Source organism: Sphaerisporangium album, from assembly GCF_003323745.1.
GTDB lineage: Bacteria > Actinomycetota > Actinomycetes > Streptosporangiales > Streptosporangiaceae > Sphaerisporangium > Sphaerisporangium album.
Genome location: NZ_QOIL01000033.1, coordinates 1 through 18,377 on the forward strand (window position 1 = coordinate 1; position 18,377 = coordinate 18,377).

Genomic DNA, 18,377 nt, shown 5'->3' on the forward strand with positions numbered 1-18,377 from the left:
TGCCCTTCGTCGGCGAGGTGCCGCCGCCGACGAACTCCCCGGTCACCCGGAACATGCATCCGATCTTGTCGGCAGACAGGATGCCGCATTCCGCCCACTACATCGGCATCTTCAAAGTCGTTCAACACCAGGATCAGCGACGCCGACGCAGGAGAGACCGCAGGCGTAGACGACCAGGTCAAGGACATGCGCGTGTTCGTGGCACGCCGGGGATGGAGCCTGGATGAGGCTCACGTGCTGGTGGAGAACGACACCTCTGCGTTCAAGCGCCGCAAGATCAAGCTGCCCAACGGGCAGACCGAACTACGCACCGTCCGGCCCAAGTTCCGCCGCGCGCTGGACTTACTGGCGACCCGTCAGGTTGACGTGCTTGTGGTTCTCGACCTCGACCGGCTTGCCCGACAGCCGCGAGACCTTGAGGACCTGATTGAGCTTGTCGAGGCTTCCCGCTTCGCCGTCACGTGCGAGAGCCTTACCGGCTCTTGCCAGCTCACCAGCGACGCCGGGATCACCATGGCCCGGATCATGTGCGCTGTGGCCAACAAGTCCAGCAAGGACACCGCGCGCCGGGTGAGCCGGGCACGTCTGCGCCAGGCCGAGGCAGGGCAGTTCGGCGGAGGTCCCCGCCCGTATGGGTTCGACGCCGACGGGATCACCGTCCGGCCGCAGGAGGCAGCCGAGATCGTCAAGATGGCGGATCTGGTACTACTGCCCACCTTTGGGAAGAAGGGCGGCCCGAGCGTGGCCAGCATCGCCGTAGATCTACGGGCACGAGGAGTGCCCAGCGCCAACGGGCTTCCATGGCGGGCAACGACCGTGCGTGACGTTCTGCTCAGGCCCCGCAATGCCGCCCTCATGGTTCACAAGCCCGGAGAGGGACGCAAGCAGTACACCCCCGCTGACGTGGTCGCCCGCGCGCCATGGGAGCCGATCATCTCCGAAGACACCTATTGGGCGATCGTTGCCAAGCTGTCGGACCCCTCCCGCCGCACCAACCCCGGACCGGCCCCGCGCTGGTTGGGCAGCGGTGCCTACCGGTGCCCGTGCGGGGAGGTCACCCGCGTGCACAGCGCAGGCGGCAACGCGAACCGTCCGGTGTACCGGTGCCAGGCCACGGGGAAGGGACACGCCACATGCCCCCAAGCCGCGCTTGACGATTACGTGGAGACGGTGGCTATCGCGATGCTGGCACGCGACGCGGCCCATCTGATCAGACCCGCCAATGCCGATGTGGACATTCCCGCCATGCGCGCCGAGCTGATCGCGTTGCGTCATCGCAAAGCCCAGCTTGCCGAGGACTACGCGGAAACGATCATTGAGCGCCCGGAATACCTCAAAGGCATCAAGAAGGCCCAAGTCAAGATCGACGACATCGAGCGCCGTCTTGCCGAAGTGGCCGAGGCTTCCCCCCTGGCACCGTTCGCGGGCATCGAGACCGAGCAGGAGGCCCGCGAGATCTGGAAAGGGTTGGGGGTCACCGGACAACGGGAGATCATCAAGGCGATCATGACCGTCACATTGCAGCCGACAGGCCGAGGCAAGCGCCCGCACATCACCGAGCGCGTCACCATCGAGCCGATCACGCCGACCGCCGCATAACCCCCGGGACATGCAAGTGCGTCCCTGCCGAGGCTTAGACGGCAGGGACGCACCAGGCTTCACACTAACGACCGCTACGCAGCACCAGCGCCACCCGGTCAAGCTGATCTTGTGTCAGCGGAGGCCACTCCGCGATCAGCGCCCGAGCGTACGCGGCTAGATCAATCTCGGCGGCATCTGACGTGTTCCCACGACCCCGCCGCCCTCCCTCTCGACCATCCGACCGTGCCCCGTGACCACGACCCGTAGCAGCCGCTTGCTGTTCCTCCCTCTCTCGGCGGCCCGCCCACCCACCCAGGGGGCTAGCGGTGCCTTCGGCGCTGCCCTATCCGTGCGTCCCTCGCCTGCCCACGCACCCACCAACCCGCTAGAACGCCCCCCGCCAGCCGTTACCGTCATCCCCGAGCTTGCGCTTTTGCCCGCCGTGCCTGAAAACCCACGTCTGCACCACCCCACCCTCGCGACTGGTCACATACACCTCCCTGCCACCCACCCCCCGCGACTCCTCCTTAGCCAGCTCCCGAACGTCCTCCCACGACATCCGGACCTCACGCCCGCCACCCCGCACGGTCCCGATCACCCACACCCGCCGATGCTCACCCCCAGGCCGGTACACCACACCCCGATCACGGTCCGACACCGGCGAACGCCGCACCACCCGATCCTCTGCGTCCTGCCACCGCCGGTCAGCCCGACGAGTCGCCGCCATGACCACCACCGCGACCACCGCCACGACCACGACCCCGACCACCAGCGGACTCAACACCGAACCCACCCGCACACCTCCCGGACCTGACGACCGACCCCGACCGACCCTGCCAGCACACCGCAGCGCCCCGCCCTAGTAGTCGCTGCGCACGTACTCACCACCTACATAGACCTCAGTTCGCCCGCCCCCGCCCGCCCGCGTGACCGTGATCTCCATGCCCTCATTGGCCGCCGACTCCGCTTTCGCAACCTCAACCGCCCGCGCGTACTCACCCCACACGATCTGGTAACCGCCCCCCGGATAACCGACCCGGTACCGCTCACCCGACTCTCGCTGCCACCACTGTTTAGGCTGCGCCTGCCACTTCTCCCGATGGTGATACCAGTACCAACCCACGATCCAGACGGCCAGCCCAAGCAGGCACCACAGCAAAAACCAGTTATCGACGCGATGACGACGCATCACAAGCATGAGAAGCACGTGCATGTCTTCGCCGATCAACGGCACCCCTTCCATCTGTGATCTGTCCTGACACCGAACGACCCCCGCCGCGCGGACGGTACGCGCGCCGGCAGGACTAGCCTCCGGCTGCCCCTCCGGGGTGACCTTCGGTCATCCAACCGGCCCGCTCCCCGCCGCACATCACTCCCAGGGCTTCACATCCCGGAACCGGCCCACCCGCACCCCGCCCCGCCACACCCAGGTCTGGACCACGCCACCCTCCCGGCTGGTGACGAACACCTCACAACCCAGCAGACCCCCCCGCGACTCCCGCCGGGCCAGTTCCACCACTTCCGGCCACGACATCCGCACATCCTGCCCCCCATCGCGAATGGTGCCGATGACATACACCCCCACACCGCCCGCAGGCACCGTTCGATCGCGCTCGGACAGAGACGACCGCATCACCGCCGATGCCTCCTCCTGCGCCCACCGCCGATTACGCCACCGGACCATCAGCCGGTGCAGGATCAACGCCCACGCCCCGCACACCAAAGCGACCGGAACGAAGTCCCACGGACTGCTCATCTGACTACCTCCCTATGTTGAGATCGGATCGGACGCCTCACCCGCAACGGCCTCACCGGACCGCAGCACCCGCCACACCATCCGGCGGCCCCTCAGCCCGCACCGCCAGATCCGCCAGATACGCCCGCCAACGCTGACGCTCCGCGACCTGCCGCAGCGTCCGCACCGCCCGCGACTCAAGACCGGCCGCCCCGTCCGGCACCGGAGCCCACAGGTACCGGCCCGGCTCGTGCGCCTGCTGGTCGTCCGCGATGCCGAGCACGTTCAACACCCAGGCCCGCCGGTCCCGCCTGTGCTCACCGAGCGTCTTGCCCGACCACTTACGCGACACCAGCACCCGCCGCCCCGCATAACCCAGATGTTCCGGCTTGTGCGCCTTGCCCCGGCACCGGCCCGGCACCATCCCCGCCTTAGCCCCCTTGGGCTGCACTCCATACCGCAACCAGTTCGGGCACGTCGGCGCACACGGCTCAAACCGCAGCGCTTCAACCAGCCGGGACGCATGCGCCCGCCGCCTGGACTCCTCCGGTGCCACCGTCCCCCCGATGGACTTGGTCAGGTATTTGGCCAGGTACCGGATGCACTGGTCAGCGTCCTTGGACCCGGCTAGGACGCCTTGCACGTCCACCTGAGAACCGAAGCGGAGCACATGCAGCGGCTCTGCCTGTTCAGCGGAGCCCAGCTCATCCAGCGCATCACCCCACGTCGGCAGCACCTCACCCGACGCAGGATCGACGTAATCCCCGCTCTGGCCGTCCCACCACGCCGAGCCGTCCTCACGCTCCGGACGCTCCACCCACACCGGCAGACGGTCACCCTCGTACACCACTTCATCGGCCTGCGGCCACCACACCTGGTGATACGTGGCCGCCACCACCGCCCGCACATCCGCGCGGCTCATGGTCCCGCGGATTGCCATGTGCAGATGCGGCGCGAGCCGCTTTTGCGGCTCCACCGTCGCGAAGTACTGGAGATCGAACCCCGCGACTCTGCGAAGGTTCTGCACGAGCCGATCCACCAGCTTGGAGAAGTGCAACGCGTCCCGCGCCGCCCGCCGGTAGTCGTACCGATCCGGCTCGACCGGAGCACCGTCCCGCACCCGCCCATAGCTGGGGAGGGTCAGCGTGAGGAACATCGACGGCCGGAACCGCTTGCCGTCCGGCGTGACGTAGACCCGCCCGAGCGTCGTATCCGCCATCTGACGCCGAGGCAGATCCGGCGCGTCCTGACGACGACGCGTCGAGCGCACCCGACGATCACCCGCCGCGCCCTCGTCAGCCACCGGCCCCCGCAGCCCAGACGCGGCGATCTCCGCGTCAACCTCTTCCAGCGCGCCCGCCCAGTCCGCCGCCTCCGGATCCCCCGCCGCCACCGCCGCATCCCGACGCGCCATCAGGTCAGCGCGCCATTCGATGAGCCACTTCTGGTCATCGGTCGGCGGCTCCGCGTCGATCACCGGTTCGGCCTCCAGATGCCAGCCCTCCCGGCACTGAGCCATCCGCGTCTGACGCGCCCGCTTGGCACACGGCCCGCAACGGTCCTCACGCGTCGCCCCGCAGGGGATCTCAACCACCCGGCTTTGACCGGTCTGCGTGTCGGTCACCCGGTAGGCGATCGACCGCACACACACCCCGTTCTGTTCGGCCACCAGTTCGGCCACATCCGAAGCCAGCAACGCCCGCACCCTGCCCGCCACGCCACGCGTCCCCGCGTCGGTCACACGCCCTCCGGTCTCTCTGCTCGTCTCTACGTCTTGCCTGTGGGTCGCTCTCCGTCGCGGTGTCGCCGGCCGGACTCCCTTACGGTCGCCCCTCCGGGGTGCCTGACGGCATCCAGCCGGCCACACCGCTACCGCACTCCGGGATCAGGCCCCCGCCCGCTCAATCTCGCCGTCACTCACCAGCGCCGATTGCCCGCACGACTCACACGAGGCGATGCCCCGCACGTGATCGACCACCAGGTAACCGACCGCCTTGCACAGCGCGCACCGCAGCCCCGACAGCCGCTCAGACATACGCCCGATCCCACCCGCCGCCGTCGTACAGGTCGAAGCCGTAGGACTCCGGACGGCCGGGGTCGTCCTCACCCACCACGTTCCGATCCCCGCAGGCACGGCACTCGACCACGCCCCGAACGGTGTCGTGCCAAAGCTCGTCCTCCGTCTCACAGGCCGGGCACACCAGGCCGTAGAGGATGACCGAGAGCGACGTCACACAGCCTCCATCGAGAGAAGAACCATCTGCCGAATGTCCGCGTCCGACACGTAACCCGCCCGCACCCGCACCGGTTCGGGGGAGTTCTCCAGCCGCACGTACGCCACCCCCGCACCCACCGAAGGGTCGGAAGGGTCACGCGCGATCTGATCGGCCAGCGCGCCCCGATCACGCGCCCCATCCCCGAGAACCATGTCCACCTGCTCCGGCTCGTCCAGCCGAAGCGCGATCCGGTCGGGGAACAGGTTCCGGATCGACAGCACGTCCTTGCGCGGGTCTTGCAGCGCCGCCATCACCCCGACCCCCACCGCCCGGCCCTGCGTCGTCAGCGTGGCGAGAGCAGCCTGAATCCGCACCTTGAGCGCCTTGTCACCCTGGTAGGCCGTCAAGAACGCGACCTCATCCACGATCACCAGCACGAACGGATCAGACGCCGTGGGAACGTGATTGCGCCGCACCCCCGCATACCGGTCCGCCCGCTCCTGCATCACCGTGACCGCATCGTCCAGCAGCTTGGCGCAGTCCTCCGGACGTGCCGCGTACCGGTCGAACAGCGACAGACCGTAAGACAACTCCATCCGCTTGGGGTCCAGCGCCCACAGCTCAACCAGCCCCGCCCGCCGCGCAGGCAGCAGGCCCCGCACCACCGACCACAGGAACGAGCCCTTACCCGCACCCGTCGCCCCCGCGATCAGCACATGCGTCCCATGCACCCGCAAAGCGAACGGCGAACCGTCCTCACACAACCCGACATCCACCGGACCGACAGAAGCCGTCGCAGGCACCGGACGCGCAGCCACCACCGACGCCAGCCGATCCGCCCGAGGCAGCGTCAACACCACCCACCCCGGACGCGGAACCGACACCCGGCACGACGGCGCACCGAACCCATGCGCGATGTTCGGCGCGCGATCCGCGTAATCCTGATCGGACTGCCCTTCGAGCATGCGGACCGTCACCCGATCCGCCCAGCGATCCGACGCGACCTCGACCAGCTCAGGCGCATACCCGCGCCCCCCGACGTTCACAGCCAGGCCCGAGACCGACACCACCCCGCGCCAGCGACGCCGGTAGACCCACATCCACCGGCCCCACGACACCACCCGCCAGCCGACGACCCGCAGGAACGAGGCAGGCCACAGCGCCGCCCAGGCCGCCAAGCCACAGCAGGCCACCGAGCAGGCCAGCACCGCCACGCGCCAGCCGAACAGCCAGCACAGCCCGCCCGCCACGGCCACCAGGCCGCACGCCCACGGGTGCCGGACGATCGTCTTGACCAGGCCGACCAGCAGCCGCCACACCCACACGACGATGACGACGATCGCGGGAGTGCGCACCACCGTAGGCCGCCACACAACCGCCGTGTCCGGCGTCGTGGAAACCACGTTCTGAACCTCTGTGCCAGGCAACTTGCGCAGCACGAAAGAGTCACCCTCTCCGATGACTTGAGGAAACGCGAAGGAACGAGGGGACAGGAAAGGGACCGCCGACAACCCGACAGGAGTCAGCGGCCCCTCGCCCGCCTCACGAATACGGAGCCCCACGCCCCGCAAGAGAAATGCGTGCCCCACGCACGCCCGACCCGCCTAACGTAGGATCGGCATACCGGCCGCCGAGAACTCAGGCAGCCCCGGGGATTATCCGGCCTTAGCCGGTCGAGTCGCCCCCGCCGCGCGCATCCCGCGCGCCTTGTAGCTGTAGGCCAGCCGGTTATTCGACTGATCCACGTACGGCGTCACCGTCAAGCCCTCGAAGACCACCGGGATAAACGGCAGCCCCGCCATCTCAGCGGGAGGCGCAGGAATCTGCGGCTCAACCGCCGAAAGGATCTTAACCGAGACCGCTTTCGCCTTGGCCTTCAAGCTGGTGTCCCCGTCCATCACAGGAACCGCCCACATCAGCTCACCCGTGGCCTTGTCCCGCGCGGGCACCGGCCGATCCTTCGTGCTCGCCTCGAAATCCAGCACAGGCGAGACCTCCCCGACGACGTAACAGCCGAACGGGAACACCACCTCATACGCCACAGGGATAGGACCCTGTAAGGCCAACGCAACCCCTCCGCTCTGCCGACCGACTAACACACGGCCCAACGGATAAGCCACGCATAAGGTTCCCCGAAAACCCCCCGAAACCCACATTCACCAGGAGATGCCCATAACCCCGAGTTAAGACCGCCCGTAAACAGTCCGGTCTCGCTGTCGAATTCGGCTTTGTTGGGTCATTCCAGCATGAAGACATCATCTTTACCGTGTCGGCAACCACGTTTCGTGGCCGAAGATCTACATTCAGTGCTGCCATCGCGGGCCGGGAGATCATCACCCGGCCTGATCAGAAACCTGCCCCCGTACGGTCCCTTCGCTCGAAAAGAGAGCCAGCATGCCGCACATCAAGAAGACCACCACGAGCATCGCCGTAACCCTGACCGCCTGTGCCGCCACGCTGGGCGCATTCGCCGCCCCGGCACATGCCGATCTCGGCGGCGCCACGGGCCCGGCTGTCCGCGCCGCCGCCATCGTCAACGCCAACGGCTCCGTCGTGCGCTCGAAGGGCGTCGTCGGCGTCCGCAAGATCGCCACCGGCCAGTACTGCATCCGGCTCGACTCCGATATCAACCCCGCCAACACAGTCCCGGTCGCCACCGTCCAGTGGCAGAGCGCACCCTGGGACTCCAGCATCTTCGTCCGCCCCGACAACATGGCCTCCTGCGGGGACGGCCGCGATGTATTCGTCGGCACCGGCATCGCCTCCGGCGCCCGCGACATCGGCTTCCACCTCATCGTCCCCTGACCTAAGCCGCCCATGAGGCGGTCGGCCAGTTGCCCAGGCGGTCCGCCGCCTGGGCAACGATTGCCCTAACGACGAACGCGACCTATATACATTGCCGAATTGAGCTTATAAAGATCAAGGCGGCGCGCAAGCGCGCCGCGCGGCCCGCCGCTCTGCCGCACACCGGGCATGCGGCCTTCGGCCGGTCCCGGCGGCGGCAGCTCCGGGCCGCAGCCCACACGCCCCGATCTCCTACATGCCACCAGCCCTCAGCGCTCACTCACCCGCGTCCCCGCGCCCCTCGGACAGCCGTTGCGCCTCCGCATCCAGACGCGCCCGCTCCTTAGCGGTGAGCTGATGGTCCAGAAGCTCCCAGGCGTAGGAACGACGACGCGCGTCCAGCACCCCGTTACGCCAGTCCCACACCCTGTAGCGGTGCTTCTTGTCCGGTTCACTACGCACCCAGGCCCGCACCGTCCCCATCCGACGCGACTCACGTTCCGCCCAGACACGCGCCTGATACCACGTGCCCGTCAGAGGCTTCACCTCATGCGTGCCGTCGCCCCGGTCAACCCCCATCAGCCAGCTTCGCGGCACCCCCCTCGGGGTGTAGAGCCCACCCTCCCGCCTCGTCATCGGCGTACCCGTCTGAATGTTGTAGATCGTGACGGCCAGCGTCACCACCGCCACGCACACCAGGAAGGCCACCATCACGACGACCCCCGGAGGGAAACCCCGACCAGGCTCCTCCACAGGAAGCGGCCACTCACACGCATACGCACCGCACGAAGGCGTCACCCCCATCAGACCGCCCCCGACGACGCCACCTAACGCAGGCCCACCCACCAGACGCACACCCCTCTCTGCCAGCCCCCGAACCTACAAACCGAGAACGCACGACGATACGCAAAAGGTCCGACTGCCGAAAGAACCAGCAGCCGGACCCGCCTCACTCTCCCCCGCAGTGGCGCCGGCCGAACTCCCTCACGGTCGCCCTACGGGTGGCCTACGGCCATTCCGCCGGCCCCACCGCTCCCGTACCAATCACCGGGGCACACCAGCCCGTACGCACTGTCCATCCACGGCACTACCGCACGGGAACCTGCGCTACGAACCGTCTCCCAGACCTTGCGGCCTTCAGCCTTTCAGCGATCAGCGGATGAAGAAGACGCAACGCCTCTTCCGGACGACTCAGCCGCCATGCCTCCAGTTCGCTCGCCTGAAGACGCACCGCCGTTGTGTGCAGATGAGCCGAGAAGACGAACACCAGGCGGCCCGGATGACCACGACGCGCCACCCAAGCCACGATCACCAGCTCGACCGCCCGCAAAGACAGCCCCGTCTCTTCACTGGTCTCCCGTTCGGCCGCAGCCAGCGGAGACTCCCCACGCTGGACCAGGCCCCCCGGTAGCTGCCACCGGCCACGATGACGGACCAGCAGCCAGCGGCCCACATCGTCACTGGCCATCAGGTACGCCGCCGTAGGAAGGGCTACCGCCGTGCTCACTTGCGCGTGGCGGTGATCAGGTGGCGCGCCCCCTGATGAAGCAGATCCGAGGCCACGCGGGACCCGAGCGTCGCGGGATCTTTGGGGTCGCCCCACAGGTGCGAGCGCACCCATTGCGACCCGTCCCGGTTGAACACCATGCCGAACAGGCTCAACTGCCCGTCCGGGGTCGTGCTGGCGTACCCGGCTATCGGGCTGTTGCAGTGCCCGCGAAGCATGTGCAACATCGTCCGCTCGGCAAGGATGTCCCGGGCGGTCTCCTCGTGGTTCAGCTCGTCCAGCAGTTGCATCACCGGCACATCGGCCGTACGCGCTTGAATGCCGATGATCCCCGACCCCACCGCGGGCACCATCGCCACCCGCCCCCCACCAGCGGGAAGAAACTCCACCGGCAGCACCTCAGCCACCCGGTCCAGCAGGTCCAGACGCGCCAGCCCGGCACGCGCCAGAATCAACGCGTCATACCGCGTATCGGCGTCCAGCTTGGCGACGCGGGAACCGACCGCGCCCCGGATACGCTCGGTGCGAAGCTCAGGCCGATACAGCCCAAGCTGTGCCCGGCGCCGAACACTGGAGGTCCCCACCAGCGCCCCGGCAGGCAGATCAGCCAGCGTGCGACCGTCGCGGGTGACGACCACATCATGCACGTCATCCCGGGGCAGGTAGGCACCGAACGCCGTCCCCGCAGGCAACGGCACATCCCCCGGAACGTCCTTCATGCAATGCACGGCGACGTCCACCCGCGCGCCCATCAGCGCACGATCGATCTCCTTGGTGAACGTCCCTTTGCCGCCCAGCTCTGCCAGGTCACCAGGCCACAGATCGGCACTGGTCTTGATCGGGACCAGCTCCACCTTGACCTGTGGAGCCCGCTCGGTGATCAGAGCCGACACACGTTCGGCCTGATGCATGGCCATCGGAGAGGTACGCGTACCCAGCCGCAGCGACGAACCGGCGAACCGCTCAGCCAGCACGGCACCCAGGGCATCAGCCATCGAAGACACTCTTTTCGGGATCAGGCGTCACCATCGACGCGCGGACATGGACAGGGCGACACTGCGGGGGCCGCAGCAGTCACCGCCGCCCGGTGAACGAGATCAGATGTAGGTACTCACCAGCGATAGGTCAATGCGGTCGGTGTCCAGGTCCATGACCACACCCCAATGATCGCTAGCCTCACCGACATCCACACGCCGGTAATCCACGATGGCCGCCTTAAGAGCCGGGGTCACGTGGAACTGATCAACCCGGACCCCGCCCAGTCCGGTAGCGGCCCTCAGCGACACATCGCCCCGTCGATCAGCCAGATACGCCGCTACGTCGATCATCCCACCCGCCGCCAGCTTGCCGCCGACGATCGTATTCGCCCGCCACGGCTCATCCGGAGACGATCGCGGAAGACACCGGTTCATCCGGTTGTAGGGCGGCACCCCCTCCCACTCAGGTTCGGGATCCCCCACCGGGCAGCAGTTCAGATCCCCGCCCAGCACCCCCAGACCGTCGTACCGGTAGGCCCGCGCGGCCAAAAGTTGTGCCTCTTCGGCTGCGCCCTCCACCGAATAGGCAGTCAGGTGAGCACTGATCACCACCAACGGCACCGGCAAGCCAGGGAGAGCGAAGCGCGCCGCACTATAGCCCTGCATCAAGGTGTAGGGGTTGCTCTCGAAACCCGCCACCGGCAGCTCAGGAGCATGCGCGACAACGGTATGGCTCTTGGTACGCGAAAAACCCACCCATACCCGCATCCCCAGATCCTTCTCAGCGGCGATCACCTGTCTCATGTCGTTGTCCAGCCACCCCATACACTCCTGAAGCAGCAAAATAGAGGGATCGTGCTCCCGGATGATCTGAGCCAGGCGCACCCATCGGCCGTCCCGGTGTGCGCCGAGCTGAACATTCTGCGACATGATCCGCAAAAGCATAGACAGATCCTTCCGCTACAGCTATTAATGGTCGGAATTCATCACCCTGCGCTAAAAGGGAGACGGCGCGGGTAAGAAGTAGTCACCGCGCCGCCGCCCGGCTCATAGACTTCGTTCAGACCCAGGCCATCGCACCCCGACGCCTACGCCGACCATCCCCGCGAGAGGCCCCAGTCCCCGCAAGGTGCCAGAAATCGCAATGACGACAGCGATAGGTCCGGAAGGGAAGATATCCAAGCTGCTGTAAGACGGGATCCGGGTTCTCTCGGATCCTGGTCAATGCCGCCCGGCCCTGTTCCTCAGAGAAAAGAACCCTCTTACCCGTCTTGCGGCACCACGCACGCCCTTTGTCGTCACGCTTTACCAGCGACGACGTTTGCCCGCCGCTACCCTTCTTCCGGGACTTGCCCATTAGAAATCCACCTTTCAAAAGGTGAGTATGGCAAGTACGTCAGACGTACCACTGCTGAGGGCATTTCTCGCACTTCATCAGCTCCGACGTCACGTGCTTCATTCTGTGCTTTCGGTCGGCGAAGCCGGGGCACTCATGTGGTTGCAAGGGCTTAGGCTCAGGCTTCGGCTTTTTCTCCTCATTCTTAGCCATTCCTGCCCCTTCCTGGATGGGAATGGATAGCCCCCGGCAACGGAGAACCGGGGACTACCAAGGTGAACACATCATTGACCATGTCATTCGCTACACGCTGATAGGCGGCTCCCATTCCCGGCGACCCCAGACGAGACCGCACGCGTTCGGCATCACAACCCCCGAGATCCCCGATACCTAGCGGTCCTCGGATAGGAATGAAATATCCGCGAGCCGCGATAGCAGGCAGGCTAAAGACTGCGTAGGGACGGGAGGATTTGAACCTCCGAGAGCCCCTTGGCGGGGCGCAGAGCATGACGCCATCGACATCTTGACCCATGAAAGGGGTATTACTAGCCATGCCCGTTTTCCCGCCAAGGACTACAGCTCATCTTCCGGCTATTCGTCCCCATGATTTAGAACCCGCCTGACCGGCGCACCTAACCGTCAGGCTTGAGAGAATGCGACGACTCTTCTAGCGCCAGACTGGTCGCCACCACACGAGCGGCCAGTCTCGCCGTCTCCTTAACCGCACTGCCGTCGTCTGCAAGAGCGCCCCACTTGTAACCGACCTCAAACCAAACCGTCCGCCCGTCAGCGTCGTTGGCGATGCCCCACCGAATAGACAGATCGTCAACGAGCGAAAGCCCGCGCCCACCTTCGGCCATGGGTTCCCGCTTTACATTCGGGAACGACTTCCCACCGGCGTCCATTACATCTACGTGGATGCACTGGAAGCAGTCAGCGACCGCGACTATGACGCTACCGCCGTGCCGTGAATCCGAATGCACGACCGAATTCGTGAACAGCTCCGACACCAACAGCGTCACTTCATCTACGACCGGATGACCGGCCCCGAGCATCCGCCGCACGAAGCCGCGCGCCAAAGCAACGCTCTCCGGATTTGCAGGCAGTTGTACGACTCCTAACAGTCGTCCCGCAATGACCGACTTGCGGCGTACCTCCAATGTCCTAGGATCACCCATAGATCGCACCTCCACTGTGCGGTCGAGGAACCCGTACGGCGTTGTGACGGACGCCTACGGGTTCCGCTATTTCAGCGGTTATACGTTGAGCGAGAGGGCGATGTTCCGCACCGGCCCGCCCCTGTGGCTCCGTGACTACGTTGTGCGGTGTCCTAAGGCTGGACTAGACTTAGGGCCGCTACAAGGCCGTTAAAGGGACGTCAATGGGCCTCCAAGAGGACTAAGCATGGTGCGATTTGTCCACTTAGTCCTAAGAGAGGTTCTTTAGTGCTCCATCAGCCGACCCGCACGGGAGGGAACACCACATGCCCCGCCCCTCTGGAAACGTCCAGCTCAAGAGCGCGCGCCAGTACGCCGGCTATGCCTCGCAACAAGCCCTAGCCGATGCGCTCACCCAGGCTGCCCCTGAGATAGGGCTAGGACCGATGGAGGTGAGTGTCCGACAAGTGCGACGCTGGGAATCATCAACGCCGCCATGGCCACAGGCCCACCATCAGCGTCTGCTCGTGCACGTGCTGCAAGTCCCGTTCGAGGAACTTGGATTCACCCCGCCCTGGGGTGATCACGCGACCGGTGTCTCTCCAGCATCCGCCACGGCTCCACGCCCGCAAGCATCTCCGACCCCGGGCGCCGCGCTTCCTCTCCCAAAGGCTTCAAGCACAATGCAACCGGCAACAGTCGGGGCCGATTATGCCGCGATTACTGCCGCATATCGCCGTCTGTACTGGACGGTTCAGCCAGCACAAATGCATCCCGCCGTTGTAGAACACGCTCGCCTAGGCACTCAGCTGCTGGCGGAGACTGCCACCCCTACGCGGCGACTTCTGGCCACGGCTCTCGCTGAGTCATTTTTACTCGCTGGTCGCATCGAATTCTTCGACCTTCGCCAGCCTCAAGACTCCGCCGCCACGCTTATTCGCGCTCTCCAAGCGGCAGGAGAAGCAGAGGATCCACTACTAGGATCAGCCATTCTGGCACACGCGGCATTTGTGCCAGGTTGGGCAGGGCAGAGCGAAGAGTCTGCCGAACGCATAAGAGCGGCGCGTGCCTACGCTCGCCGTTCCCAGACATCGGCGGAATTCCTTGCTTGGCTCGACGCGGTGGAGGCCGAGTGTGAAACTCGTTGCGGTCACATCAGAGAAGCGCTGCGGCTCATCCACCACGCCGAGGAGGTTCTTTCAGCAGGGAGCCCGCACACATCGCCTGACTGGTTCAATTGGTTCTCGCCTGCTCGGCTTGCCTCTTTCAAAGGCAATGTGGAACTAAAGGCGGGTCACCTTCCTCAAGCACGCGAAACACTTCTCGGCGTCCTTGACGCTCTATCACAGAGCGACGGAAAACAGCGCGTCGTCGTTCTTGGCGACCTAGCGGCAGTAGACGCCGCCGAGAACAAGCCCAAAGATGCATGCGCTCGTCTAGAACAGGCGCTAGACCAGCTAGCCGTGACATGGTACGCAACCGGTATGGACCGCATACGCGACGTGCGACGCGGTTTGCAGGCGTGGGCCGAACAGGATTACGTGCAGCGTCTGGACGACCGGCTATACGAGTGGAAGACGACGCTTACAGCATTGCAGCGTTGAACGTACGGATTCGATCAGGAAGCTCACCCAGTGAATCTATCCGCATAGTAGGGATCCGTTCCGCTTCGGGGTCATTCCGCTGAATGACGCCCCATGGACCTCTGCGAATTAGCGCTGTACGTAGCCCCATCTCTGCCGCCGGTCTAATGTCGTTGTCAAGCCGGTCACCGACATACAAGATTTCACTCGGGTCACATGAAGCTGCGTCCACTACGCATTGGAAGAAGTGGGTATCCGGTTTAGATACACCCCAATCGTCAGAGGTGGCAATCATATCTGCGGGCAGGTCTAAGTCCCGGAGAATGGTGCCAGCTCTGACGGTTTGATTGCCAGCTATGCCAACCCATTGCCCGTTCGCGCGCAGGGTCTTTAAGGTCGGACGTACGTCTGAATAGAGGTCTTCTTCTCCGAACCATTCGCCCTGCCCAAGCTGGACCCGCTTCTCTCGTTCTTGAGTGAGATCGAAGCCGGGGCGAAAAACCTGGAATGTCTCGCGGTAGTCCAAGCCCTGGGCAATGATCGCACCGAATACGGCAGAGAAGGTGTGTCGAGGAACGCCCAGCCAATCAGCCCACGTGCCATACTCTCGGGTCTCGTTGACCAGGCACTCACCGACATCAAAGACCACGGCTCGAATCATGCTCAGCAGTTTACGGCTTACTAAAGCGCCTCCGGCGGGGGACTCCGGCCCCGGGAGCGGCCGAACGCTGGCCAGGACCGTAGGCGGCTGGTGTGGAAGGCCGTCCCGCCCGCCGTCATCCCAGGCCAGCCAAGCAGACCAGGGGGCAGGGGTACAGGTCGTTCATCCAGTGGGGTGCTCCACCTGTACCCCTGCCCCCTGGCCCGCTTCCCCACGGGTGGGATGACGGCGAACGGGACGGCCACGCGGCCCCATGCTGGGGGAACACCACAGGCAGAGGTATCACATAACTGTCACAATCCGTTGTTCGGCTTTCCCGCGCCGTTGGGTCCGAGGAACCCGGTCACCCGTCCGGGCCCGACCTCGAACGACAGCCGGTCGACGGCGAGGGCGCCGCCGTAGCGTTTGGTCAGCTCTCTGACTTCGATCACGCCGCAACGGTGCCGCACGCGCCTCCGGGTCCGCATCGGACCTCGGCCCCGTTCCCCGCGTACCGCCCAGGGCGGACGGCGGCGGGATATGGGCGGCGAATGAGCCCCGAGGATGACGTTCCCAGGGATATGGGCCCGGAGGACGACGTTCCCGGGGATGAGGCGCGGGGTGGTCCCGCGCGGGTACCGTCGTCGGGTGCACGATGCGTACGACCGGCCGCGGAGCCCGTGGCGGTGGCCGATCACGGGCGCCGTCAGGCGTCGCCCGCCGTTCCCCCTCGGCCGCCGGCATCGGCCGGTCGTCCTGGACGGGCTCTTCGCCGCGGGATACGTCGCGCTGTTCTCCGTCTCGACTTTCGAGCGGGTGCCGGACGGCGACGCGGGGACGGCCGTGGCGTGGGGGCTGCTGCTCGCCGGCATGGGGCTGCCTCTGGCCGTCCGGCGCCTGTGGCCGGTGCCGGTCTTCGGCGTGGTGCTCGTCCTGGGCGTGGTGTCGGCCCTGCTGGACGCGGTGCGCGATCCGTTCGCCGGCGCGGCCTTCGCCCTGTACACCGTCGCGCTCACGGTGCCGGGGGTCCGCTGGGTGTCCACGCGGACGATCGGCCTGGTCAGCGCGGTGGTGATCATCGGGTCGGCCATGGCGGGACCCGCGGCGGGCTTCGTGCGCGGCTTCCCGTACCCGGTGCTGCTGTTCGGCGCGACCCTCATGGGCGGCTCATGGACCATCGGCCGGGCCGTGCGCGAGCGCCGCACCTACGTCGCGCGGACCGCCGAGGACGCCGCGCGGCGGGCGGTCACCGATGAGCGGCTGCGCATCGCCCGCGAGCTGCACGACGTGGTCGCCCACAGCATGACCTTGATCACGGTGAAGGCGGGCATCGCCGATCACGTCGCCGACCAGCACCCCCAGGAGGCCCGCGCGGCGCTGCGCGAGATCGAGTCCGTGAGCCGCGGCGCCCTCACCGAGATGCGCCACATGCTGGGCGTCCTGCGCGCCGAGACCGTCGCGGAGCCGGACCGGGACGACCTGCACCCCGCGCCCGGCCTGGCGCGGCTGCCGGAGCTGGCCGAGGGGGCGGCGGTGGCCGGGGTGCGCGTCGAGCTCGACGTCCGGGACGTGGAGGGGCTGCCGGAGGGCCTGGAGCTGTCGGCGTACCGGATCGTCCAGGAGGCGCTGACCAACGTGGTCCGGCACGCCGCCCCGGCGCGGTGCCGCGTCGTCGTCCGCGGCTCGCGCGGCGCGGTGCGCATCGAGGTGACCGACGACGGGCCGGGCGCGCGCGTGCTGCCCGCCGCGGCCGAGTCGGCGCCCGGCCACGGCCTGGCCGGGATGCGCGAGCGGGTGGCGATGTACGGCGGGGAGTTCGCCGCCGGGCCGCGTCCGGAGGGCGGCTTCGCCGTGTCCGCCCGCCTGCCGTACGAGTCTGGGGGACGGGCCCTGTGAGCGGGCGCGCCGGAGACGAGGCCGGCCTCGGCGGGACAGGGCGGACCGGAGACGGGACGGACGCCGGCGCGACGGGGCGGGACCCGGGCACGGGGCGCCCGGTCCGCGTGGTGGTCGCCGACGACCAGGCCCTGCTGCGCGGCAGCTTCCGCCTCCTGATCGACACCGCCCCGGGGCTGACGGTGGTCGGCGAGGCGGGGACGGGCGCGGAGGCCGTCGAGGTGGCCCGCCGCGAGCGGCCGGACGTCGTGCTCATGGACGTGCGGATGCCCGAGATGGACGGCATCGAGGCTACCCGCCGCATCTGCGGCTCGCCACAGACGGCCGGGGTGCGAGTGCTGATCCTCACCACCTTCGACCTGGACGCCTACGTCTACGCGGCGCTTCGGGCCGGGGCGGCCGGCTTCCTGCTCAAGGACACCCGTCCAGCCGACCTGCTGGCCGCCATCGGCGTCGTCGCGTCCGGCGAGGCGCTGCTGGCGCCGACCGTGACCCGGCGGCTGATCGCCGAGTTCACGCGCCGTCCCGAGCCGGACCGGACGCTGCCGCGCGAGCTGGACGGCGTCACCGAGCGCGAGCGCGAGGTGCTCGTCCACATCGCGCGCGGGCTGTCCAACGGGGAGATCGCCGAGCGTTTGCACCTCAGCCCGGCCACGGTGAAGAGCCACGTCGGGCGGCTGCTGGCCAAGCTGAACGCCCGCGACCGCGCCCAGCTCGTCGTCGTAGCGTACGACAGCGGCCTGGTCACGGCCCCGCCCCGCCCCTGAGCCGGCTCCGCCCGGGCCGCGCTCGCCACGAGGACGCCGCCCGCCGTACCCTCACGGGTACCCGGCGACCGGGCGGCGCCTGACCTCGGCGTACAGGCGGCGTCACCCGGCGTACGGACGGCGGTGAAGATTTTCCCGGCTCGGGCGGCCGGGGATGTCCGAGATCGGCGCGCGGCCTCGACGTCCCGGGCGAGCGGC

The 18,377-nt window shown here is 67.0% G+C and carries 19 protein-coding genes and 1 pseudogene; 5 read left to right on the plus strand and 15 right to left on the minus strand.

Annotated elements, in window-relative coordinates:
• A partial coding sequence (locus DQ384_RS43440; protein ID WP_245967058.1) for a hypothetical protein occupies window positions 1-188 on the minus strand: 188 nt, incomplete at its 3' end.
• On the opposite strand from DQ384_RS43440, the gene DQ384_RS37560 reads away from it, so the two are divergent.
• The gene (locus DQ384_RS37560; protein WP_114033647.1) at window positions 187-1,599 is read left to right on the plus strand and encodes a recombinase family protein; all 1,413 of its coding nucleotides are present in this window, start codon (window positions 187-189) and stop codon (window positions 1,597-1,599) included. The genes DQ384_RS43440 and DQ384_RS37560 overlap by 2 nt on opposite strands.
• Window positions 1,600-2,440: 841 nt before the next feature.
• Here the strand turns inward: DQ384_RS37560 and DQ384_RS37570 are convergent.
• From DQ384_RS37570 to DQ384_RS37595, 7 genes are all read right to left on the minus strand, one after another.
• Window positions 2,441-2,809: a hypothetical protein gene (locus tag DQ384_RS37570; protein WP_147269050.1), complete on the minus strand. Its 369-nt coding sequence runs from the start codon at window positions 2,807-2,809 to the stop codon at window positions 2,441-2,443.
• A 141-nt stretch (window positions 2,810-2,950) separates the two neighbouring features.
• The gene (locus DQ384_RS37575) at window positions 2,951-3,337 is read right to left on the minus strand and encodes a hypothetical protein (RefSeq protein ID WP_114033650.1); all 387 of its coding nucleotides are present in this window, start codon (window positions 3,335-3,337) and stop codon (window positions 2,951-2,953) included.
• 52 nt (window positions 3,338-3,389) lie between these two features.
• Complete coding sequence (locus tag DQ384_RS37580) at window positions 3,390-5,057, minus strand: replication initiator (protein WP_114033651.1); 1,668 nt, start codon at window positions 5,055-5,057, stop codon at window positions 3,390-3,392.
• A 144-nt stretch (window positions 5,058-5,201) separates the two neighbouring features.
• The gene (locus tag DQ384_RS41860) at window positions 5,202-5,351 is read right to left on the minus strand and encodes a hypothetical protein (RefSeq protein WP_181871637.1); all 150 of its coding nucleotides are present in this window, start codon (window positions 5,349-5,351) and stop codon (window positions 5,202-5,204) included.
• Window positions 5,344-5,550 carry a YheV family putative zinc ribbon protein gene (locus DQ384_RS37585; protein ID WP_114033652.1) on the minus strand — a complete coding sequence of 69 codons (207 nt, stop codon included), beginning with the start codon at window positions 5,548-5,550 and terminating at the stop codon, window positions 5,344-5,346. Before DQ384_RS37585 ends, DQ384_RS41860 begins: the two co-directional genes overlap by 8 nt.
• Complete coding sequence (locus DQ384_RS37590) at window positions 5,547-6,971, minus strand: FtsK/SpoIIIE domain-containing protein (RefSeq protein WP_114033653.1); 1,425 nt, start codon at window positions 6,969-6,971, stop codon at window positions 5,547-5,549. The genes DQ384_RS37585 and DQ384_RS37590 overlap by 4 nt, the downstream gene beginning before the upstream one ends.
• A gap of 216 nt (window positions 6,972-7,187) precedes the next feature.
• Window positions 7,188-7,574 carry a plasmid replication, integration and excision activator gene (locus DQ384_RS37595; RefSeq protein WP_342769492.1) on the minus strand — a complete coding sequence of 129 codons (387 nt, stop codon included), beginning with the start codon at window positions 7,572-7,574 and terminating at the stop codon, window positions 7,188-7,190.
• Between the two features lie 352 nt (window positions 7,575-7,926).
• Between DQ384_RS37595 and DQ384_RS37600 the strand changes: the two genes are divergently transcribed.
• Window positions 7,927-8,337, plus strand: a complete 411-nt coding sequence (locus tag DQ384_RS37600) for a hypothetical protein (RefSeq protein ID WP_114033655.1) — start codon at window positions 7,927-7,929, stop codon at window positions 8,335-8,337.
• Window positions 8,338-8,592: 255 nt separating this feature from the next.
• On the opposite strand, the gene DQ384_RS37605 is transcribed toward DQ384_RS37600, so the two are convergent.
• The 5 genes from DQ384_RS37605 to DQ384_RS37625 form a co-directional block, all read right to left on the minus strand.
• Window positions 8,593-9,027 carry a hypothetical protein gene (locus DQ384_RS37605; protein WP_147269051.1) on the minus strand — a complete coding sequence of 145 codons (435 nt, stop codon included), beginning with the start codon at window positions 9,025-9,027 and terminating at the stop codon, window positions 8,593-8,595.
• 376 nt (window positions 9,028-9,403) lie between these two features.
• Window positions 9,404-9,784, minus strand: a complete 381-nt coding sequence (locus tag DQ384_RS37610; RefSeq protein ID WP_181871638.1) for an NUDIX domain-containing protein — start codon at window positions 9,782-9,784, stop codon at window positions 9,404-9,406.
• A gap of 35 nt (window positions 9,785-9,819) precedes the next feature.
• Window positions 9,820-10,818, minus strand: coding sequence for a hydroxymethylbilane synthase (hemC, locus tag DQ384_RS37615; protein ID WP_114033658.1), 999 nt, complete (start codon window positions 10,816-10,818; stop codon window positions 9,820-9,822).
• A gap of 102 nt (window positions 10,819-10,920) precedes the next feature.
• Window positions 10,921-11,745 (minus strand): endonuclease/exonuclease/phosphatase family protein, encoded by an 825-nt coding sequence (locus DQ384_RS37620; RefSeq protein WP_114033659.1) that lies wholly within the window; start codon window positions 11,743-11,745, stop codon window positions 10,921-10,923.
• Between the two features lie 1,023 nt (window positions 11,746-12,768).
• Entirely contained in the window at window positions 12,769-13,314 is a 546-nt protein-coding gene (locus DQ384_RS37625) for an ATP-binding protein (protein WP_114033660.1), read from the minus strand.
• 305 nt (window positions 13,315-13,619) lie between these two features.
• Here DQ384_RS37625 and DQ384_RS37630 point away from each other — a divergent pair, with 305 nt between their 5' ends.
• Window positions 13,620-14,897 (plus strand): NsdA family TPR-like regulatory protein, encoded by a 1,278-nt coding sequence (locus tag DQ384_RS37630; protein ID WP_114033661.1) that lies wholly within the window; start codon window positions 13,620-13,622, stop codon window positions 14,895-14,897.
• Here the strand turns inward: DQ384_RS37630 and DQ384_RS37635 are convergent.
• Both DQ384_RS37635 and DQ384_RS37640 read right to left on the minus strand, forming a co-directional pair.
• Window positions 14,878-15,537 (minus strand): HAD family hydrolase, encoded by a 660-nt coding sequence (locus DQ384_RS37635; protein ID WP_114033662.1) that lies wholly within the window; start codon window positions 15,535-15,537, stop codon window positions 14,878-14,880. The genes DQ384_RS37630 and DQ384_RS37635 overlap by 20 nt on opposite strands.
• Window positions 15,538-15,848: 311 nt before the next feature.
• A pseudogene (locus DQ384_RS37640) lies at window positions 15,849-15,968 on the minus strand (ABC transporter ATP-binding protein); the annotation flags it as partial.
• A gap of 196 nt (window positions 15,969-16,164) precedes the next feature.
• Between DQ384_RS37640 and DQ384_RS37645 the strand changes: the two are divergent.
• The gene (locus DQ384_RS37645) at window positions 16,165-17,412 is read left to right on the plus strand and encodes a sensor histidine kinase (protein ID WP_220183359.1); all 1,248 of its coding nucleotides are present in this window, start codon (window positions 16,165-16,167) and stop codon (window positions 17,410-17,412) included.
• A gap of 107 nt (window positions 17,413-17,519) precedes the next feature.
• Window positions 17,520-18,179 carry a response regulator gene (locus DQ384_RS37650; protein WP_245967066.1) on the plus strand — a complete coding sequence of 220 codons (660 nt, stop codon included), beginning with the start codon at window positions 17,520-17,522 and terminating at the stop codon, window positions 18,177-18,179.
• Window positions 18,180-18,377: the final 198 nt, after the last annotated feature.

Bases quoted from the DNA above. Each gene is read 5' to 3' on its own strand.
- DQ384_RS37610 (WP_181871638.1), bottom strand. From the start codon at position 9,784: ATGGCCAGTGACGATGTGGGCCGCTGGCTGCTGGTCCGTCATCGTGGC.
- DQ384_RS37625 (WP_114033660.1), bottom strand. From the start codon at position 13,314: ATGGGTGATCCTAGGACATTGGAGGTACGCCGCAAGTCGGTCATTGCG.
- DQ384_RS37630 (WP_114033661.1), top strand. From the start codon at position 13,620: ATGCCCCGCCCCTCTGGAAACGTCCAGCTCAAGAGCGCGCGCCAGTAC.
- DQ384_RS37635 (WP_114033662.1), bottom strand. From the start codon at position 15,537: ATGATTCGAGCCGTGGTCTTTGATGTCGGTGAGTGCCTGGTCAACGAG.
- DQ384_RS37620 (WP_114033659.1), bottom strand. From the start codon at position 11,745: ATGCTTTTGCGGATCATGTCGCAGAATGTTCAGCTCGGCGCACACCGG.
- DQ384_RS37600 (WP_114033655.1), top strand. From the start codon at position 7,927: ATGCCGCACATCAAGAAGACCACCACGAGCATCGCCGTAACCCTGACC.
- DQ384_RS37605 (WP_147269051.1), bottom strand. From the start codon at position 9,027: ATGGTGGCCTTCCTGGTGTGCGTGGCGGTGGTGACGCTGGCCGTCACG.
- DQ384_RS41860 (WP_181871637.1), bottom strand. From the start codon at position 5,351: ATGTCTGAGCGGCTGTCGGGGCTGCGGTGCGCGCTGTGCAAGGCGGTC.
- DQ384_RS37575 (WP_114033650.1), bottom strand. From the start codon at position 3,337: ATGAGCAGTCCGTGGGACTTCGTTCCGGTCGCTTTGGTGTGCGGGGCG.
- hemC (WP_114033658.1), bottom strand. From the start codon at position 10,818: ATGGCTGATGCCCTGGGTGCCGTGCTGGCTGAGCGGTTCGCCGGTTCG.
- DQ384_RS37560 (WP_114033647.1), top strand. From the start codon at position 187: ATGCGCGTGTTCGTGGCACGCCGGGGATGGAGCCTGGATGAGGCTCAC.